Annotated in this window: 17 protein-coding genes; 11 read left to right on the top strand and 6 right to left on the bottom strand. The window is 44.3% G+C overall.

The window, feature by feature from the left end; genetic code table 11:
• Positions 1-401: 401 nt before the first annotated feature.
• Positions 402-2,327, bottom strand: a complete 1,926-nt coding sequence (locus BM100_RS10085; protein ID WP_092510607.1) for a sigma 54-interacting transcriptional regulator — start codon at positions 2,325-2,327, stop codon at positions 402-404.
• Positions 2,328-2,576: 249 nt separating this feature from the next.
• Between BM100_RS10085 and BM100_RS10080 the strand changes: the two genes are divergently transcribed.
• The 7 genes from BM100_RS10080 to BM100_RS10050 are packed head-to-tail and all read left to right on the top strand — an operon-like array spanning position 2,577 to position 8,505.
• Positions 2,577-3,059 carry an MSMEG_0572/Sll0783 family nitrogen starvation response protein gene (locus BM100_RS10080; protein ID WP_092510518.1) on the top strand — a complete coding sequence of 161 codons (483 nt, stop codon included), beginning with the start codon at positions 2,577-2,579 and terminating at the stop codon, positions 3,057-3,059.
• Positions 3,060-3,090: 31 nt separating this feature from the next.
• A complete protein-coding gene (locus BM100_RS10075; RefSeq protein WP_092510516.1) occupies positions 3,091-4,083 on the top strand; it encodes a Nit6803 family nitrilase in 993 nt (330 codons plus the stop codon).
• A 45-nt stretch (positions 4,084-4,128) separates the two neighbouring features.
• Complete coding sequence (locus BM100_RS10070) at positions 4,129-5,259, top strand: MSMEG_0568 family radical SAM protein (protein WP_092510605.1); 1,131 nt, start codon at positions 4,129-4,131, stop codon at positions 5,257-5,259.
• A 12-nt stretch (positions 5,260-5,271) separates the two neighbouring features.
• A complete protein-coding gene (locus tag BM100_RS10065; protein WP_092510514.1) occupies positions 5,272-5,835 on the top strand; it encodes an MSMEG_0567/Sll0786 family nitrogen starvation N-acetyltransferase in 564 nt (187 codons plus the stop codon).
• Complete coding sequence (locus tag BM100_RS10060; protein ID WP_175494938.1) at positions 5,835-6,902, top strand: sll0787 family AIR synthase-like protein; 1,068 nt, start codon at positions 5,835-5,837, stop codon at positions 6,900-6,902. Before BM100_RS10065 ends, BM100_RS10060 begins: the two co-directional genes overlap by 1 nt.
• A complete protein-coding gene (locus BM100_RS10055; protein WP_092510510.1) occupies positions 6,890-7,180 on the top strand; it encodes an MSMEG_0570 family nitrogen starvation response protein in 291 nt (96 codons plus the stop codon). Before BM100_RS10060 ends, BM100_RS10055 begins: the two co-directional genes overlap by 13 nt.
• Positions 7,181-7,203: 23 nt before the next feature.
• The gene (locus BM100_RS10050; RefSeq protein WP_092510508.1) at positions 7,204-8,505 is read left to right on the top strand and encodes an MSMEG_0569 family flavin-dependent oxidoreductase; all 1,302 of its coding nucleotides are present in this window, start codon (positions 7,204-7,206) and stop codon (positions 8,503-8,505) included.
• Positions 8,506-8,624: 119 nt separating this feature from the next.
• Here the strand turns inward: BM100_RS10050 and kdsA are convergent, their stop codons facing one another.
• The 5 genes from kdsA to hemA form a co-directional block, all read right to left on the bottom strand.
• The gene (kdsA, locus tag BM100_RS10045; protein ID WP_092510506.1) at positions 8,625-9,479 is read right to left on the bottom strand and encodes a 3-deoxy-8-phosphooctulonate synthase; all 855 of its coding nucleotides are present in this window, start codon (positions 9,477-9,479) and stop codon (positions 8,625-8,627) included.
• 123 nt (positions 9,480-9,602) lie between these two features.
• The gene (gene sirB1, locus BM100_RS10040) at positions 9,603-10,412 is read right to left on the bottom strand and encodes an invasion regulator SirB1 (RefSeq protein WP_092510504.1); all 810 of its coding nucleotides are present in this window, start codon (positions 10,410-10,412) and stop codon (positions 9,603-9,605) included.
• Entirely contained in the window at positions 10,396-11,256 is an 861-nt protein-coding gene (gene prmC, locus BM100_RS10035) for a peptide chain release factor N(5)-glutamine methyltransferase (protein WP_092510502.1), read from the bottom strand. Before prmC ends, sirB1 begins: the two co-directional genes overlap by 17 nt.
• Positions 11,256-12,338 carry a peptide chain release factor 1 gene (prfA, locus tag BM100_RS10030; protein ID WP_092510500.1) on the bottom strand — a complete coding sequence of 361 codons (1,083 nt, stop codon included), beginning with the start codon at positions 12,336-12,338 and terminating at the stop codon, positions 11,256-11,258. The genes prmC and prfA overlap by 1 nt, the downstream gene beginning before the upstream one ends.
• Positions 12,339-12,368: 30 nt before the next feature.
• On the bottom strand, positions 12,369-13,631 hold the full coding sequence (hemA, locus tag BM100_RS10025; RefSeq protein ID WP_092510498.1) for a glutamyl-tRNA reductase: 1,263 nt from the start codon (positions 13,629-13,631) through the stop codon (positions 12,369-12,371).
• A 272-nt stretch (positions 13,632-13,903) separates the two neighbouring features.
• On the opposite strand from hemA, the gene lolB reads away from it, so the two are divergent.
• The 4 genes from lolB (at position 13,904) to BM100_RS10000 (ending at position 19,341) form a co-directional block, all read left to right on the top strand.
• Positions 13,904-14,521 carry a lipoprotein insertase outer membrane protein LolB gene (lolB, locus tag BM100_RS10020; RefSeq protein WP_092510496.1) on the top strand — a complete coding sequence of 206 codons (618 nt, stop codon included), beginning with the start codon at positions 13,904-13,906 and terminating at the stop codon, positions 14,519-14,521.
• Positions 14,521-15,426, top strand: a complete 906-nt coding sequence (gene ispE / locus BM100_RS10015; RefSeq protein WP_092510494.1) for a 4-(cytidine 5'-diphospho)-2-C-methyl-D-erythritol kinase — start codon at positions 14,521-14,523, stop codon at positions 15,424-15,426. Before lolB ends, ispE begins: the two co-directional genes overlap by 1 nt.
• A gap of 59 nt (positions 15,427-15,485) precedes the next feature.
• A complete protein-coding gene (gene prs / locus BM100_RS10010) occupies positions 15,486-16,433 on the top strand; it encodes a ribose-phosphate diphosphokinase (protein WP_139204099.1) in 948 nt (315 codons plus the stop codon).
• Positions 16,434-17,235: 802 nt separating this feature from the next.
• Complete coding sequence (locus BM100_RS10000) at positions 17,236-19,341, top strand: autotransporter domain-containing protein (RefSeq protein ID WP_092510488.1); 2,106 nt, start codon at positions 17,236-17,238, stop codon at positions 19,339-19,341.
• The last annotated feature ends 56 nt before the right edge of the window (positions 19,342-19,397 follow it).

Here is a 19,397-nt window from a genome sequence, read left to right as displayed (position 1 = left end):
TGACATTGCTTTATATTTCATGCCATTTTTTCTTTGTGGTATAACAAAAAACAAAATAGGAAAGAAAATATTTTTAATAAAAGGAAAGTCAAGCGGTTGAATCAAAGTAACATTTAAAAACTGTGAATATTATTTGTGTTTGAATCAATCGCAAAACAAGCCGGGCTTTCTATCACGAATACCTACAAGATGCCGTTTTCCTTGACGGGAAGTAGCCAGTATCTTATTGAAATAAAAAATAAACTTCATCTTGCATGAAATCCCCTTTTCTTTTGAAATTATTGGCAAGAGCCAAAATTGCCCCTATTTAAGGGCAATTAAATTTTCATGCAATTTTATATTCAAGGTACAGCAATAAATGGCAATAAATTGACCTGCCAGACTAGCGCTGGATAAGGCTTTTAATAATCAATCCCCCATTTCTTTAAGCGTGAAATCAAGGTTGTTGGATTTATTCCCAACAACCTTGCTGCACCGTTATCACCAAAAATTTTCCCTTTACATTGTTTAACGGCAAGGGAGAAATTCTGCATCTCTAACTCCTTAAATTGTTTTATTGTCAGTACCCCTTCTGTCTGTAGACGTTCATCATGAGTATCCTGATGCGGAATCTTGGCTGGCACTTGATCTTGCTCCTGCAAATATTTAAAAGAAACTGCACCTTGTCTTGCCGTAATGAGCGCACGTTCAATGACATTTTGTAGCTCGCGGATATTGCCGGGCCAGTCATATTGCTGAAGTTCCAGAATATGCTTTTGTGAAAATGGCAGGTATTTAATTTTACGATTGTCACAAATCAGTCTGGTGAAATGTGTCACCAAAATCGGAATATCTTCTTTGCGGTCACGTAAGGCAGGGGCATGGATTGGAAACACATTTAAACGAAAATACAGATCTTCACGAAAGCGTTTTTCTTTCACATCTTTTTTTAAATTCCGGTTGGTGGCGGCAATAATTCGTACATTGACATGCCGTGTTTTTTCTTCGCCGACCCGCTCAAAAGTGCCCTCTTGCAATACACGCAGCAGCTTACTTTGTAATTCTGGTTGAATATCACCAATTTCATCTAAAAATAATGTGCCTTGATCGGCTAATTCAAAACGACCGATACGATCGCGCACCGCACCAGTAAATGCCCCTTTGACGTGCCCGAAAAATTCACTTTCAAACAGCTCCGAAGGAATGGCGGTACAATTGACCCGAATGAGTGGCTGCTGTTTACGGTGGCTGGATTGGTGAATGGCGCGGGCAATCAATTCCTTGCCTGTACCGGATTCACCATAAATCATCACGTTGGCATCCGTTGGGGCAACCACCTTGATTTTGTCAATAATCTGCAAAATTGAGGCGCTGCTGCCAACAATTTCATGGTATTTATTTTCTTGTAAAATTTCTTCCTGCAAATATTCGTTTTGCTGTTCCAGCCGGCTTTTTAAATCTTGCAGTTCTTCAAGGGCATGAGTCAGTTGTTTTTCGGTGTTCAGGCGCTCGGTAATATCACGGAATACCGCGACTGCCCCGATAATTTCACCGTCACGAATAACAGGCGTACTGGTAAATTCCACCGGAAAGTAACTGCCATCACGCCGCCAAAAAATTTCCTGAATGCCTTCATATACAATGCCATCATGCACTGCCGCGTAAATCGGGCACTCTTCAACAGGGTAATGGTCGCCATTTTCATGGGTATGATGATGAATTTCATGAATATTATTGCCCAACACATCTTCAGGTTGCAGCCCCAACATTTTAGCTCCGACAGGATTAATAAAGGTGCATAAGCCCTGCTTGTTGATACTGTAAATGCCATCACCGGCTGAACTCAGCAATAAATGTTTGCCTGTATCGGAGTCAATAAACAGCTCTTCTAAGGATTGCCATTCTTTTAAATTTGCCTGAAGAGTTTTATCAATGCGTTGCTTAAAGTGGCGCCATTCTAAATCTTTAACTTCCACCAACGACCAGATCAGCAATGTTTTGTTTTTATAGGGCAATGAAATGGACGTGATATCTAACTGGATTTTTTCTCCCTGTTTATCAAAGCAACATAATTCATTGCTCCAGGCCCGATCTTTTTCCAATGCTTCTTCGGTAAATGCCAGGAGTTGTGGTAGCTGACTGGGATGGCCAAAAACGGAACTGACTGTTTTTTGAATAATCTCATGGCGCTCATAACGTAATAATCGAGTAGCACTGATATTCACATCAATAAACTGGTTTTGATGTGGATCCAGCACAATTAAAGCCTGTGATGTATGCTCAAATGCCAGCGGGCGAATCGAATTTTCAGAAATGACCCAATCCGAAATAAAATTAATTTCATTCATGTTATCCATCATATTTGTATTATGAATTTCCATAGTTTTGGTTATGAAAAATCATAATACTACGAAAAATCATAGCGTCACAGCACCTTCATTTACATTAATAAATACACCTTATATAAATTTAAATTATATTTTTCAGCGAGTTAAGCTCAATTCCCTACCCCAAAACATAACTTGGCATAGTTTTCGCACTAATACAGGAAGACGACACACATTCATTCCAAAATAACATTGAACTAGGAGCGAGCTATGCCAAAAGTTGATATCGAACAATATAAAGATGGCGATTTTCTTGTTGATTACGAAGAAAAAGTATTTGAGGACGTCAAAGCACAGCCCGGTGAAAAAGCATTGCTGACTTTCCATACCGTTGCATTTGAAGGTTCAATCGGCCTAATCAATGTCATGCAAGCGAAACGTTTATTGCGCAAAGGTTTTGAAACCAAAATATTGCTGTACGGCCCGGGTGTGCAATTGGGTATTCAACGAGGTTTCCCCACGTTAGGGGCTGAGGCATTTCCGGGTCATTTAGCTGTCAATAACCAATTAAAAGCCTTTATGGGAGAAGGCGGCGAAGTCTATGCCTGCCGTTTTGCGTTGCAGGCCATCTATGGCCAAACGGAAAAAGCGCTTATTCCGGGAGTTCGCCCCATTAATCCATTGGATGTCATGGATTTAAGACTGCTGATGCGCCGCGACAATGCCTTGATTATTGATACCTGGACCGTTTAAGTCAGCGCCAATCCATAAGGGGAAATAAGACATGAACCGAATCATTAAAGCTGCCGCAGTACAATGTAGTCCCGTGCTTTATAGCCAAGCCGAAACGGTAAAAAAAATCTGTGACATTATTTTAGAGCTTGGAAAGCAAGGTGTGCAATTTGCCGTTTTTCCTGAAACCGTCGTGCCTTATTACCCTTATTTTTCCTTTGTGCAACCGCCATTTGCTATGGGAAAAGAACATTTAAAATTGTTAAATGAATCGGTGGTGATACCTTCTGAAGCCACGCTCGCGATTGGACAAGCCTGCCTTAAAGCCAACATGGTGGTATCGATTGGCGTTAATGAACGCGCAGGCGGTACGATTTATAACGCTCAACTGTTATTTGATGCGGATGGTTCAATCATTCAGCATCGCCGCAAAATTACGCCAACTTACCATGAGCGGATGGTCTGGGGCCAAGGTGATGGCAGCGGCTTATGTGCCATTGATTCCGCAGTGGGGCGTGTTGGTTCGCTGGCCTGTTGGGAACATTACAACCCGCTGGCACGCTTTGCCTTAATGGCTGATGGTGAGCAAATCCATGCATCCATGTTTCCCGGTTCGTTGGTAGGACAAATTTTTGCCGACCAAATCAGAGCCACCATTCAACATCATGCCTTAGAATCCGGCTGTTTTGTGGTCAATGCCACCGCCTGGCTGCATCCCGAGCAACAACAACAAATTATGCAAGATACTGGCTGTGACATCGGCCCAATTTCAGGGGGATGCTTTACTGCCATTGTGTCTCCCGAAGGCAAGTTTTTAGCTGAACCACTCACACAAGATGAAGGTTACTGCATTGCCAGTCTGGATTTCAGCCTGATTGATAAACGCAAACGCATGATGGATTCGGTCGGGCATTACAGCCGCCCTGAGCTGCTGAGTTTATTGATTGATCGTCGGCCAGCAAATTTATTACACGAGCTGAAAATCGAAACACCGACGCCAAATCATCTCGAAAAAGACGCAAAGCTTGATGAACCCCAGATCTAAACCGTATTGATTAAACCCAAGCAATAGGGGGTAAAAATGTCTGCAATGCCATTATCAACAGTACCGTTATCTACAACAGCGTTACCTACAACACAGTCACCCGAAATTCAATTATTGACCGATTTGCAATGCAACGGCCTGAAATGGGAAGGTGAATTTGGTTTATCCCGTAAAGGTGGTGCAGGTCCAAGTGATCATAAGGCGCTGAACCTTGGTGGTAAGACCATGATGATTCCTGTGCTGAACCTTGCCGCACAGGAGTCTCCCTACACAGCAAAGCCTGAGTTGAATTCGGACAAGGTAACTGTCTTTAAAAACCGGATCCCGGTGGCAACCTTAACCGTCCCTGCCCGGCCTCGATTTTATGATTTAAAAACCGCCGAAGGTATTGCCTATGAGCAAATTGCAACCTTGCATAGCCATGATGTGTTAGCAACAACGGTGTTGCAACATTGCATTCGCATGGACGATAAGGCAACCGCGTGTCAGTTTTGCTCAATTGATCAATCCCTTATCGGAGGCCGAACTTTGGTCCGCAAACGTCCGGAGCAACTGGCTGAAGTCGCGAAAGCTGCTGTTGAACTGGATGGCGTCAAGCAAATGGTGATTACCACAGGGACACCCAATGCGAGAGATCGCGGCGCAAAAATATTATATGACTCCGTCAGGGCGATTAAGGCACAAGTTGATTTGCCAATACAGGTACAGTGCGAGCCACCTGATGATTTTACATGGTTTCAGCGTCTAAAAGAGGCGGGAGCGGTATCGATTGGCATGCATCTTGAAGCCGTGAGCGAACGTGTACGGCAAAAGATTATGCCGGGCAAGGCTGAAGTTTCGCTGGAAAAGTATTTTTCAGCATTTGAGGCTGCCGTTGCGGTATTCGGTCGAGGACAAGTCAGCACTTATATTTTGGCTGGATTGGGTGATACCGAAGCAGAAATCGTGGAAATGACCGCCAAATTGACGGAAATGGGCGTGTATCCTTTTGTCGTCCCCTTTGTCCCCATTCAGGGCACGCCATTGGAACATCATCCAAAACCCGATCACGCTTTTATGCAGTCCCTTTATCCCAAAATCGGCTCGCAACTCAAAAAACATGGCTTGAACTCAGAAAACACTCAGGCAGGTTGCGCCAAATGTGGGGCTTGTTCCTCACTGAAAGCGTATGAATAAGGAGAATAGGATATGGAACTTTCTCGTTATTCCTGGCGGCTTCAACCCAATGAAAAATTGAAACAATTTATTAGTGATGACATTGCCATCAAAATTGTGTCGGAAGATTGGGAACGTCACCAATACTATCATTTGCGTGAGGTTACCTTTCGCGATGAACAAAAGATATTGAAAGAAGATCGTGACGAATATGATGTTAAAGCATTAGGCATTGTTGCCATTGGGAAAGAGCCTGGCCAGCATGAACGTGTCATTGGTGCCGTGCGAATTTTCCCCGATGGCGATCAAACGTGGTACGGCGGGCGTTTATGTGTCGAGCCTCGCTATCGGCGTCACCATACCATTGGTAAAGCATTAATCAATGCTGCGGTATCAACAGCCAAAAATTTGGGCTGCCATACCTTTTTAGCCACAGTGCAAAGGCAAAATGAGCACTATTTCCAACGGTTGGGTTGGGATAGTTTGCGTCAGCTCATTGTCGCCGATATCCCCCATGTGTTGATGCGGGCGCAGATTGAAAATTATCCATTGCCGTATATCCCGATGCAGAACCCTATGCTGAAGGAGGCGCAATAATGGAACTCAATGCATTGCTCGATATGTTGAAACACACCCCTGCCATGCGATCCAAACAGGCGATTGCACCCAGTGTTTCAACCCATTCAATGTCAAATAATACCCTTTCAGGAGATACAGTTTCAGCAAATACCACTTGTCATGCTGATGTGCAGGATTGGGATAATTTATATGCCTGCCCCGGTGATGATACAGCGGCACTGCCGCTAAATGGACAATATGTATTGCACGCCTGTGAAGGCATGCTGCCAAGTTTTGTCGCCAATCATCCCTATTTTGCCGGTTGGTCTGCGGTGATGGCGAATATCAGCGATATTGCCGCGATGGGTGGCCGGGCGTTGTCAGTGGTGAACAGTATTTGGCATATCAACAACGAGCAGGCTCAATCGGTCATGCAAGGCATACGGGATGCTTGTCGCGCATATGGTGTGCCATTGGTCGGCGGGCATACTAACCTTGATGCCGTTTATCAACCCGCTTTATCTGTTGCGATCCAGGGTACAGCGCAAAAATTGCTCTCAGTATTGCATGTCAAACCACAACAAAAAATCCTGATTGCTTTAAATCTGCAAGGGCAATTCCATCCCAATACCACGTATTGGAAATGCTTTGAGCATGTACCCGACCGTATTTTGCAATCACAAATTGCTCTGTTGCCGCGGTTGGCTGAAACCAATCGGGTTCATGCAGCCCGTGATATCAGCAATGCCGGCATTTTAGGCAGTTTGTTGATGTTGCTGGAAGCTACCGCGTCAGGAGCGCATATCAGCTTGGATGCCATCCCCAAACCAGATGGTGTGGAATGGTCTAAATGGCTGCAAATTTTCCCCAGCTTTGGGTTTTTGCTGACTGCCAATACCGATAAATGTGAAGAAATTATCGCGTTGTTTCACCGTCAGGGCATTGCCTGCGCCGTAATAGGTGAAACCAATGCCAGTGGAGTCGTTGCGGTGCAACAGCAACAACAGCAAAGCCTATTTTGGGATTTTAACAACCAACTATTTACCGGTTTTTGTTATGCCGATGCCTTGAAATCGCAGCAGGAGTCTATGTTATGCCCAGCGTGAATTTTACTGTGAAGTGGCCCAATGGGGAGCAGGTTCAATATTACTCCCCCTCAACCGTGATTTATGAATATTTGTCCATAAATGAAAGTTACCCGAGTACGCTGTTTTTGCATCAGATTGAAGAAGGTTTGCATGCCGCCTCGGAAAGAGTGCGGATACGTTATGGCTTTACTTGCAGTTCGGCCATGGACAACCTGGCACTGATTAAACACCAAGCCAAACGCCTCGAAATCACGCCAGAAGATCAGATTACCGTGATTGAAATGACGAACGAATAAAAAATAAATGAGAGGGATGTTCTATGTTAGCTAGCCAAAATCAAGTATTGCAGCCAAATTATGATGTGGTCATTGTGGGTGGTGGTCAGGCAGGTTTATGCATCAGTCACTATTTGCAAAAATCAGGCATTGATCATGTGGTGTTGGAAAAAGAGTCCGAGTTGACCCATAGCTGGCGCCGTAAACGTTGGGATAATTTTACTTTGGTAACACCGAACTGGCAGTGCTTGTTACCTGAACATCCTTATCAAAAACAAGATCCCGACGGGTTTATGAAAAAACACGAAATTGTGAAATATCTTGATGAATTTATTGAAAAACTCAATCCACCTGCCATTTTAAATATTCAGGTAGAACATGTGAAAAAAGTGGCTTCGCATCAGTTTGTCATTAAAACGAACCATGGCACTACCACAGCCAAACAGCTTGTCGTCGCAGCCGGCGGGTATCACACTCCGATTTACCCCAAATTAAGCCATGAATTACCTGAACATATAAAAGTCATGCATTCAGAAGAATATTTGAATGTAGGTCAACTGCCTGAAGGGGCGGTATTGGTGGTAGGCTCGGGCCAGTCTGGCGCACAAATTGCCGAAGATTTACACTTGGCAGGCAAGAAAGTCTATTTATCGACTGGTGATGCTCCACGCTGTGCCCGCTTCTATCGCGGCAAAGATGTAGTGAAATGGTTGTTTGATATGGGGCATTACAAAATGACAGCCAAAGATCATCGCTATAGTGAAAAAGTCCGTGACAGCACCAACCACTATGTAACAGGCCGAGATGGCGGACATGATATTGACCTGCGTAAATTTGCCTTAGAAGGCATGCAGTTGCTTGGACGTTTTGATGATTATAAAGAGGGGCAGCTCTGGTTCAGACCAGATTTATCAGAAAACCTGAGCCGTGCCGACGCAACTTATAATCGGATTAATGCTTCTATTGATGAATATTTAGAGAAAAACAATATTACAACTGAAGAGCCAGCATCGGTATATCAACCTGTTTGGGAGCCGGAACAAGAAATCACCCATATTGATTTAGCAGAAGAAAATATTACCTCTGTGATTTGGTGCATTGGTTTTAAACCGGATTATTCATGGATTGATTTAGATATTTTTCAGGGCAGCGGTTATCCCATGCATGACAGAGGTATCACCATTGATCCAGATGTCACGTTTATTGGGTTACCGTGGTTACATACATGGGGTTCCGGGCGGTTTTTGGGGATCGATCAGGATGCGGCCTATGTAGCCCGGCATATTGCGCAAAACATCATCCGGCAAAATAATCATAACAAACAGATTGCCGAAATGGCGGAGTGATTTCTGCCCTACTCCCTGCATATTTTTACCTGCCATTTAGCCGATGCCGGATAAAAATAAACGGTTACAGGGCAAAATCCCTGTAACCGCACTATCAAAAAACCCAGCGGGTTCAGTGATTATTTGCTGGTATCCAGTTCTGGGAAACTTTTAACCACATCATCGATGGCTTTCATCTGCATCAAGAATGCTTCCAGCTTATTCAACGGCAATGCTGACGGACCATCACATTTCGCATTTTCCGGATCCGGATGCGCTTCAAGGAACAAGCCGGCAATGCCCACCGCCATTCCTGCGCGTGCCAGTTCCGAAACTTGGGCGCGACGGCCGCCTGAAGCAGCCCCGAATGGGTCACGGCATTGTAAAGCGTGAGTCACGTCGAAAATCACAGGGGCACCGCCGGTCGCCTGCTTCATGACACCAAAGCCCAGCATATCAACAACCAGATTGTCGTAACCAAAGTTGCTGCCGCGATCACACAAAATCACCTGCTCGTTGCCGCCTTCCTTGAATTTCTCAACGATATTTCCCATTTGGCCCGGGCTGACAAACTGAGGCTTTTTGATGTTAATCACAGCATCTGTTTTTGCCATCGCCTCAACCAAATCAGTTTGACGCGCAAGGAAAGCCGGAAGCTGAATAACATCAACTACATCTGCAACAGGCTGGGCTTGTGCAGGTTCATGCACATCCGTGATGATTTTCACGCCAAAAGTTTGTTTCAGCTCCTGAAAAATCTTCATGCCCTCTTCCAAACCTGGCCCACGGTAAGAGTTGATGGAAGAACGGTTAGCCTTATCAAAAGACGCTTTGAAAACATAAGGAATGCCCAGTTTTTGTGTTACGGTCACATAATGCTCACAAATACGCATGGCCAAATCCCGTGACTCAAGGACATTCATACCACCAAACAGTACAAAAGGCAGATCATTTGCGACCTTGATGTCACCAATGTTAACCACTTTCTGTTGCATGCTTATACCTTCTCTTGTTAAGGGCAAATAAATTTGCTGTATCCATAAAAATAAAAAACGCTACCCATAAAAATGGGGAGAAGCAGAGAGATTCTATTTCGTCATTCCGGTCAGGAAAGACGTTCAGTGAAGAACAATCACTCTCTGATCAATGGAGTTAATCTGCATTTTTATCATTTCTGAGATAGGATCCTCAGGGCAGTGCTCCACAAAATAACTCAAATCCGAAACAGCAATATGATTGCAATCAAGCTGTGCGTAAATCAGCCCTCGGTCACGGATTTCATACGGGTCATCAGGATCAAACATCAGCACGATTTCACTGGCCTTGAGCGCCAATTCCATTTTTTTCTCTTCCATCAAAGAAACTTTAATGGTGTCAGTGATTTTGCGAACGACACTAATGTTATCTGCTTCTTGTAAGTCTTTGCTTTCCAATCGAACGGTTGGGCCGATATTGCCTTTCAACCAAACATCCAGTACGTGTTCGTTGAGCGTATCGCCATTCATTGGGTTAATGAACCATGTTGATTCATTGTCCAAATCAACTCGCAAGATCAGCTGGGTCGGGAATATTACGGGCTGTACCGGCAATGCCAGTGTCTGTGCAATATGTGCAAAGAGTGTTCCAAGGGCTACGGGTGCACCTTGGCGTGAGTTCAATACGCTATCCAGCCACAATGTATCAGATAAGCAGTAAACCCCATTCGCTCCACCAAACTTCCATTCCCGATAAAAAAGTGTCAATAGCGACTGTATTTTTGCTTTTATATCAGTAATTGAGGAAAGTCTCTGCTCGGCTTCTTCAATCAATGCAGTCAGTTGCTCTGTAACCAATACTTGAGGGAAATCGGGACGAATCGCCTGTGTTACTAAAATAATACCATCTATCAGGGAAGCATTATTAAATTCATAATTAGCTATGGGTTTCATTTTTATTCCATCGACCTACCGTGATACGTTCGTTACCACCATAATCCTGAAAAGTTTCTATCTGCTGATAACCTTTCTCCAAAAATAGGTTTCTGACAACGATTCCCTGTTTCCAGCCATGCTCTAACAATAACCACCCGTTTGGTAATAAGAAATGGCGAGCTTGCTCCACAATTATTTGCAAATCTGCCAGGCCATTTTGTGCGGCAATTAATGCAGTGGCCGGTTCAAACCTGACATCTCCTTCGTATAAATGAGGATCAGATTCATCAATATACGGAGGATTACTGACAATCATATCAAATTGTTGTTGCCCCAACGCTGCAAACCACTCACTTTGTAAAAAATTCACATTGTGGAAAGACAATTTCTCAGCATTTCTTTTAGCATTGTGTTGTGCCAGTACCACCGCATCAGGATTAATATCAACACCTGTTACATGGCAGTCATGCCGCTCACTGGCAAGTGCCAGTGCAATTGCCCCTGTTCCTGTGCCAAGATCCAAAATCTGGGCTGGTGAATCAGGCAACAATTCCAATGCCTTCTCAACCAAGCATTCGGTATCAGGCCGTGGAATCAGCGTTGCCGGCGAAACAGAAAGCGGAAGCGACCAAAATTCACGTTCCCCTACAATATAAGCAATCGGTTCGCCCTTAATCCGGCGGGCCAGCGCATCACCAAGTTGGTGAGCTTCATCCGCTGAAATCAGCGTTTCATTGAATGCTATCAAATAGGTACGTGAACGCCCTGTCACGTATTGCAGCAGAATTTCTGCATCACGCTTGGGGCTGTCACTCTCGGTTAATTGCGTTTCGGCATACTGGAGCCAATATTGATAATTCATCAATCCTGCTCTGATAATGCAGATAGCTGGTCGGCCTGATACTCAGTAATGATAGGCTGAATAAGCATATCCAGTTTTCCTTCCATGACTTCGTCAAGGCGATATAAGGTCAAGTTGATGCGGTGATCCGTAACACGCCCCTGCGGGAAGTTATATGTACGGTTACGATCAGAACGGTCGCCAGAACCCAGCAGGTTACGTCGTTCAGAAGCTTCAGCTTCTTGGCGCTTTTGCATTTCGGCTGCACGAATACGTGCGCCAAGCACAGACATCGCTTTTGCTTTGTTTTTATGCTGGGAGCGTTCATCCTGACATTCAACAACGATACCGGTTGGAAGGTGAGTAATTCGAATTGCTGAATCGGTGGTATTAACGTGCTGCCCACCCGCACCTGAAGAGCGGTAAGTATCAATTTTCAGATCGCTTGGGCTGATTTCCGGCAATTCGGCTTCCGGTATTTCCGGCAGGATGGCGACAGTACAGGCAGATGTGTGAATACGACCCTGTGATTCAGTTTCAGGTACGCGCTGAACTCGATGACCACCTGATTCAAATTTCAAATGCCCGTATACCTGATCCCCGGAAACCTTTGCAATTATCTCTTTGTATCCACCATGCTCGCCGTCATTGCTGCTCATGATTTCGACTTTCCAGCGGCGGGCTTCAGCATAACGGCTGTACATGCGGAATAAATCCCCGGCAAATATCGCGGCCTCATCCCCACCCGTTCCAGCACGCACTTCCAGAAAGCAGTTGCGCTCATCATCAGGATCTTTTGGTAACAGCAATAATTGAAGCTGTTGCTCCAATTCCTCATTACGAATTTTTGCGTCTTTGAGTTCTTCCTGCGCCATTTCCTTCATTTCGGGATCATCAAGCATCATCTCTGCTGTTTCAATGTCATCCTGAACGCCTTTCCAGGCTTTAAAACAGTTAGTCACATCGGTAAGTTGAGCGTATTCTTTTGATAATGCACGAAAACGCTCTTGATCAGCGATTACTCCGGCATCCCCGAGGTGAGCCAATACTTCTTCATGGCGTTCTTGCAATGCTTCCAATTTAGCGACAATAGAAGGCTTCATTCGTAATATCAGACCTTATTTAGAATAGGGTTAGTTGTGCTCCAGCCCAAGGCTGTCACGTAATAGATTCAGGCGTTCCACATCACCATCACTGGCAGCCTGTTGGAGTGATTTCGTCGGTGTATGGATCAGACGGTTGGTCAATTGGTGGGTCAATTGGTTAATGATCTGTTCAGCATCAGCACCCTGCTTTATGGACATCAATGCTTTTGCAGTCATTTCAGCCCTGATTTTTTCTGCCTGCTCCCGATATTCGCGAATTGTATTGACGGCACCCTGAGAACGCAACCAATCCATGAAATGGCTGCTCTCTTGTTGCACAATACCTTCTGCAACAACCGCCGCAGCTTTGCGCTGGGCAAGGTTTTGCTGAATGATGGCCTGTAAATCATCCACGCTGTACAGATAAACATCACTCAATTTTTCAACATCAGGTTCAATATCGCGGGGAACAGCAATATCAATCAGGAGCATCGGTTGATTCCGGCGTAATTTCAGTGCCCGTTCAACCATTCCCTTGCCAATAATGGGCAGTGGACTGGCGGTGGAGCTGATCACAATGTCTGCTTCTGCCAACCGAGTATCAATATCCGGCAGAGAAATGACCTCGGCGTTAACTTCATTGGCAAGGGCTTGTGCCCGCTCTTTTGTACGATTGGCAATCATCATGTGGCGCACGCCATGTTCTTTGAGATGGCGCGCCACCAGCTCGATAGTTTCCCCGGCTCCCACCAGCAAGATGCTCAGTTTGGAGAGGGATTCGAAAATTTGCCGGGCCAGTGTACAGGCAGCAAAAGCGACGGAAACAGCATTCGCCCCGATATCTGTTTCTGTTCTGACTCGTTTGGCCACTGAGAAAGATTTTTGGAACAGACGCTCCAATTCCCCCGACAGGGATTGATAATTCTGCGATTCAGCAAAGGCTTTTTTCACCTGCCCCAAAATCTGTGGCTCGCCCAAGATCAGGGAATCCAATCCGCTTGCAACACGCATCAGATGACAGACTGCATCATTATCCAAGTGCCAGTAAAGGCTGGCTTTCAGATCGTCAGGATTGAGCTGATGGTAGCCGCATAGCCAATCAATCAGTTGTTCTTTAAAATTATCCTGTTGTTCAACGCTGAGATAGAGCTCTGTCCGGTTGCAGGTTGACAGCACAACGCCACCCCGCACCAGCGGCTGCCGGAGCAAGTCATCAAGAGCAAGCCCTAACGTTTCGGGAGAAAAGGCTACCCGCTCACGTAGAGAAACAGGTGCTGTATTGTGGTTGATACCAAGTGCTAATAAAGTCATTTTAACTGCGTTGAGTTATCACAGGGATCAAATTCATGATGATATTAATAACTATTCTCATAAACTCACACCCTTCATAAGGACTCCCATTGACTGAGCATTTTACTTGATGCATCAGTTCAATAAAAGTCGAACGAACCATTCTCAGTAATTTATTCGAGAATTTTTGGCAAATTTTCGCTAAATTAGCTCCTTGATTATAGACTTGGATGGCAAGTTGTATATCCAGTCAATTTCAAGTATCAAACTCTCCTATTGCCAAGGGTTATTGTATGAAGATTTCCGCGTTTTTTCGCTTGCTTCCTCTTTCCGCTGTTTTATTGACTGCCTGTACAGTGACTCACCCCCCTGTCGGTACAGGATCAGCGGATAGCCCACAATGGCATGCGCGTGAACAACAGCTAAAAAAAATGGCACATTATCAGACAAGGGGATCGTTCGCTTATCTGGGTAATGATAAAAAAGTATATGCGCGCTTTTTCTGGCAACAATATTCACCTGATAATTATAAGTTATTGTTATTGAATCCTCTGGGAACGACGGAATTAGAGTTATTCGTTGAGCAAAATATGATTCAGCTTACTGACAGTGAAGGTAAAAAGTATCTCAGCGACAACCCTGAAACACTAATTTATCAGCTTACTGATATGAGCATTCCTCTGGACAATCTGAAAAATTGGATTATCGGCTTACCTGGAGACGCCAAAAAATTCCAACTGGATGCAAATTATTTGCTCAAATCCGTCAGTGACAGAAAAAATGGTGAAATTTGGCAGGTAAATTATCAGGGCTACGATACTTCAATGATGCCAGCCTTACCCAATCGACTGGAGCTTACCCAAGGAAAGAACCGCATCAAATTAAAAATGGATAACTGGACGACGCAATAATGACTTTAACCTGGCCTTCACCGGCAAAATTGAATTTATTTTTGTATATCACGGGTCAACGCCCCGATGGCTACCACGAACTGCAAACCCTGTTCCAATTTCTGGATTATGGTGACAAAATCACCATTTCCCCCCGGCAGGATAACCAAATCCACCTGCTGACTCCTGTTGCGGGAGTTGCCCATGATGATAATTTGATCGTACGTGCCGCCCGATTATTGCAAGCACATTTATTACAAAAACGTACATTGCAGGCTCCCCATAACGTCCGCCAATTCGGCACTGAATATCTGGGAGCCGATATCCACATTGATAAATGCCTGCCGATGGGCGGGGGTTTAGGCGGTGGTTCTTCCAATGCTGCAACGGTATTGGTTGCCCTGAACCATCACTGGCAAGCCAATCTGTCCGATGACGAACTGGCACAACTTGGCGTCAGCCTTGGCGCAGACGTGCCTGTGTTTGTCAAAGGGCATGCTGCGTTTGCTGAAGGAATAGGCGAAAAACTCCAACCCGCCTCACCGGAAGAAAAATGGTTTCTGGTTGCACACCCCGGAATTGAGATTTCAACCCCGATGATCTTCACAGATCCTGAATTAAAAAGAAATTCTCCAATTCGTGCTCTGCCCGCATTATTAAAGGCACCATTTGCAAATGATTGTGAACCAATCGCAAGAAAACGTTTTCGTGAGGTTGAACAGCTTCTTTTATGGCTGTTACAATACACCCCGTCACGCCTGACCGGAACTGGTGCATGTGTTTTCGGCGAGTTCGAAACAGAAGCATCAGCCCGTAAGGTGTTAAATCAAGCCCCAGAGTGGATGCAGGGCTTTGTTGCGCGTGGCGTCAACATTTCACCATTGCATACATTCCGCTCTGGGATAACCGTGTTATTGAACCAATGAGCAATGTTTGCTCAATGGGTCAACAATATCTCTCTGGACGCAAGCCTGAGGTTTTTCTCGTGCCCGATATGAAGCTTTTTGCTGGTAATGCCACACCTGAACTAGCACAACGTGTTGCCAACCGCCTGTACACTAGCCTGGGAGACGCTGCCGTCGGTCGTTTTAGCGATGGTGAAGTCAGTGTTCAAATCAATGAAAATGTACGCGGTGGTGATGTTTTCATCATCCAGTCCACCTGTGCACCAACTAACGACAACTTGATGGAATTAGTCGTCATGGTTGATGCTTTACGTCGCGCATCTGCCGGTCGTATAACTGCTGTTATTCCTTACTTCGGTTATGCCCGTCAAGATCGCCGAGTCCGTTCAGCACGTGTGCCAATCACCGCTAAAGTTGTCGCAGACTTTTTGTCCAGTGTTGGTGTAGACCGTGTTCTCACCGTTGATCTGCATGCCGAGCAGATCCAAGGCTTCTTTGATGTTCCAGTTGATAATGTATTTGGTAGTCCAATTCTTCTGGAAGATATGCTCCAGAAAGGTCTGGAAAACCCGATTGTTGTCTCTCCGGATATCGGTGGAGTCGTTCGTGCCCGTGCAATTGCCAAGCTGCTGAACGATACAGATATGGCCATTATTGATAAACGCCGCCCACGTGCAAACGTTTCTCAAGTTATGCATATCATCGGTGACGTTGCTGGCCGTGATTGCGTTCTGGTTGATGATATGATCGACACCGGCGGTACGCTGTGTAAAGCGGCTGAAGCATTGAAAGAGCGCGGAGCGAAGCGGGTGTTTGCTTATGCAACCCACCCTATCTTCTCTGGTAATGCAGTAGAAAACATCAAGAACTCAGTGATCGATGAATTTATCGTTTGTGACACAATTCCTCTGTCTGATGAGATCAAGGCGTTGAACAAAGTTCGTACCTTAACACTGTCTGGCATGCTTGCTGAAGCTATTCGCCGTATCAGCAATGAAGAGTCTATCTCTGCGATGTTTGAGCACTAATGATTAAGTTTTAGTGCAAGTATTGGGCACTAACTTATTCAAGTGATTAAATTAATCATTGCCTGAAAAACCCCGTTGCTGCATTTGCACAACGGGGTTTTTCTGTCTATTTAATATCTATTATTGATGATTAACTTTGCAATTAATAATTTGCACAACTATCGCTAATGAATAAATATTCTTTAATATCAAAAAGTTAATTAATCTTAAGTTAATTTTTTCCACCGTAACAAATTGATTGTTTTACAGACAAATAAAAATTCATATTTCGCAAATATAACAATTTATCTGGTACGTCCAGTCACCGAAATCCCTCACGATACTGGTGTCATGCAAAAGTTGCTGCTAACCTGTCGCACAATCAGAAACAGTTGGGTACTATTTTATTTCGTTACAATCAAGTATCGATAAGTAAATACTATTTCCAGCCTAAAAAATAAATTCTACTAATCGACAAACTATCAATACCTGAATTTTCAGGTATGGCTTCTTTCGCTCTGAATTTGGCCATGGTTAGTTTTTTGATTAGATCATTTTTGGAGGCGTTTTTTAAAAAATGTACGTATTTACATCGCATTGCATATAAAAAACTCAAATCAATATGGACGATCTCTGACAACTGACAATACATACTTAGCCGGGAACAGCTCTTATCAAGATGTTCACTGTCCGACATAAATTTATTCCAATTATTTAATACATCAGCACCTCCTGTCTTATCAAAGGAGCCGCCCTCGGATGTTTTTCATTAACGGGCGATATGCTGAGCAATATAAAAACGACTATGTTAAGGAGAATGCCAATGAAAAAGGCATCTTTATTCACACCTGCACTGTTAGCGCTTTCAATCAATGCCATTTCTACTGCCAATGCTTATGATTACAAAAATTTTTATGTCTTTGGGGATAGCCTGAGCGATGGCGGAAATAAAAAAGCTATAAAGGAAAAAAAGGGGGAAAAGGATGATAAGGATACCGGCAAATATACCACTGATGGTGCTACAAGTCAGTTATACGCTGAGTATATTGCTAAACAACTTACAGGCATCCTGCTAAGACCCTCCGAAGATGGCGGAACCAACTATGCTGTGGGTGGCGCTACGGCTGCTGACACAAAAACACAAGTCTATAAATATCTAGAAGCTCATAACTATCGTGCTAACCCTAACAGCACATATATTCATTGGATTGGTGGTAATGATCTTGCCGCAGCCTTAATGACAGGTGCGGCAAAAAGTGCAGAAACTAAAGATCCACAGCAAGGAACAAAAGTTGCTCAAGAGATGACTTTTAGTAGTGCAATGGAAGCATCCAGCCAAATTAACGCTCTCGTTCATGCCGGAGCAGGCTTAATTATTGCCCCTACCGTTCCTGATGTTGGAACCACACCTAGATTATTAGAATTTGTATTAACTCAGGCTGCTACACCCAAAGACTACGATACTCTGTCCGAAGAACAAAAAAATGCGGTTAAAGCCAAAATCAATGGAATGCTGAAATCAGTCCATGATGGAATTAATAGTTATGATACGCCTAATGATGGAGTTCGCAATTTAGTTCTTCAAGGTACGTTTAAAGAAATTGCCAAACAATCAGTCTCAAATGTAGATTCAGATGGAAAAACTAAATCTCAAAATGAGATTGCAACAGAAATTGAAGGAAACTATCAAAATCTTCTCGCTGCCTATAATCAAGCCAGCCAAGGTGGTTCAAATCTTACCACCCTCTATAACAATACAGTAGATAAAGAAATCAGCAAGAGTCATGGCAATATCTTGCGCGCTGATATCAATGGGTTACTCCATGAAGTGATTGCTAATCCTATGATTTATGGTATTGACAATGCTTTGGGTTATGCCTGCGGACAAGGTGTGGACGCCAATAAATGCTCCAAAAATGATGCAAGCTTCACAAAAGATAAAAGCTTCTTATTTTCTGACACCTTCCACCCGACTCCGTTGGGACATAAGATTATTGCTCAATACATTGACTCTATCTACGCTGCTCCATCACAGGTAATGGCTCTGAACCAAGTAAACCGTGCTCCGGTTAAAAGCGCCCTCTCTTCACTTGACGGCCATCTGCAACAATTGCGCAATGGCGGCAATGAACAAGGCAAAATCGGTGTTTTCGGTGGGTTTACCGGCAGCCAGAACACTACCTTTACACTTGGCAGTGATTACCAACTGATTGATAACCTGCTGCTGGGTGCGATGTATTCTAACTATAAGGATGAACGTAGCCCTGTGGCTGATTTCTCTTATGAGGGGAATGGTCATGTATTTGCCGCTTATGGTCTGTGGAACTATTACAACAACGGTTGGCTGAGCGGTGATATTCATTATTCACACATCAATTATGACAGCCTGACCCGTTCCATCAAGCTTGGCGAGGAGCCTCGCATAGCGAACCACAAAGAAACCGGTTCTACCGCAGGTAAACAGTGGGGCGCACGCATTACTGCCGGTTGGGATATCCCAGTCACCAATTATCTGACCACCAGCCCAATCATTCAGTATGCATGGGATAAAGGTGAAATCGATGGTTACCGTGAATCCGGCAACAGCAGTACTTCCATGCATTTCGGTAACCAGAAATATACCTCTAAAGTTGGTACACTGGGCTGGCGTGTGGATACGAAGTTAGGTCGCTTTAACCCTTATGCTGCCATTCAATTCAATCATCAGTTTGATGATGCCCGTTACAAATTGAGCGGTGCCATTAACTCCACTGAAACTTCTTTTGTGCGAGAAAGTGATAAACAAAGCCGCAACTGGCGTCAATATACTGTCGGTGTGAACGCAAATCTAATCAATAACATACGTGGATTTGCATCCGTTACCCGCAACGACGGAAATGCTCAAGACCCTAACTACAATTTCAGTCTCGGTATCAATGCGAGCTTCTAATTTATTGATTTTGTATAATGCATTGATATAAAACATTAAAAATTAGAACGTCCAAT

Origin of the sequence: Xenorhabdus mauleonii (assembly GCF_900113945.1) — a bacterium.
Lineage (GTDB): Bacteria > Pseudomonadota > Gammaproteobacteria > Enterobacterales > Enterobacteriaceae > Xenorhabdus > Xenorhabdus mauleonii.
The sequence above is the reverse complement of the archived record's forward strand: the minus strand, read 5'-3'. Positions and strand labels throughout refer to the sequence as shown.

Excerpts from the sequence above, each read along its gene's own strand:
- prfA (WP_092510500.1), bottom strand. The coding sequence starts at position 12,338 with ATGAAGCCTTCTATTGTCGCTAAATTGGAAGCATTGCAAGAACGCCAT.
- ispE (WP_092510494.1), top strand. The coding sequence starts at position 14,521 with ATGACTTTAACCTGGCCTTCACCGGCAAAATTGAATTTATTTTTGTAT.
- hemA (WP_092510498.1), bottom strand. The coding sequence starts at position 13,631 with ATGACTTTATTAGCACTTGGTATCAACCACAATACAGCACCTGTTTCT.
- sirB1 (WP_092510504.1), bottom strand. The coding sequence starts at position 10,412 with ATGAAACCCATAGCTAATTATGAATTTAATAATGCTTCCCTGATAGAT.
- BM100_RS10070 (WP_092510605.1), top strand. The coding sequence starts at position 4,129 with ATGCCATTATCAACAGTACCGTTATCTACAACAGCGTTACCTACAACA.
- kdsA (WP_092510506.1), bottom strand. The coding sequence starts at position 9,479 with ATGCAACAGAAAGTGGTTAACATTGGTGACATCAAGGTCGCAAATGAT.
- BM100_RS10000 (WP_092510488.1), top strand. The coding sequence starts at position 17,236 with ATGAAAAAGGCATCTTTATTCACACCTGCACTGTTAGCGCTTTCAATC.
- BM100_RS10075 (WP_092510516.1), top strand. The coding sequence starts at position 3,091 with ATGAACCGAATCATTAAAGCTGCCGCAGTACAATGTAGTCCCGTGCTT.
- BM100_RS10060 (WP_175494938.1), top strand. The coding sequence starts at position 5,835 with ATGGAACTCAATGCATTGCTCGATATGTTGAAACACACCCCTGCCATG.
- lolB (WP_092510496.1), top strand. The coding sequence starts at position 13,904 with ATGAAGATTTCCGCGTTTTTTCGCTTGCTTCCTCTTTCCGCTGTTTTA.
- BM100_RS10065 (WP_092510514.1), top strand. The coding sequence starts at position 5,272 with ATGGAACTTTCTCGTTATTCCTGGCGGCTTCAACCCAATGAAAAATTG.
- prmC (WP_092510502.1), bottom strand. The coding sequence starts at position 11,256 with ATGAATTATCAATATTGGCTCCAGTATGCCGAAACGCAATTAACCGAG.
- BM100_RS10085 (WP_092510607.1), bottom strand. The coding sequence starts at position 2,327 with ATGAATGAAATTAATTTTATTTCGGATTGGGTCATTTCTGAAAATTCG.
- BM100_RS10050 (WP_092510508.1), top strand. The coding sequence starts at position 7,204 with ATGTTAGCTAGCCAAAATCAAGTATTGCAGCCAAATTATGATGTGGTC.
- BM100_RS10080 (WP_092510518.1), top strand. The coding sequence starts at position 2,577 with ATGCCAAAAGTTGATATCGAACAATATAAAGATGGCGATTTTCTTGTT.
- BM100_RS10055 (WP_092510510.1), top strand. The coding sequence starts at position 6,890 with ATGCCCAGCGTGAATTTTACTGTGAAGTGGCCCAATGGGGAGCAGGTT.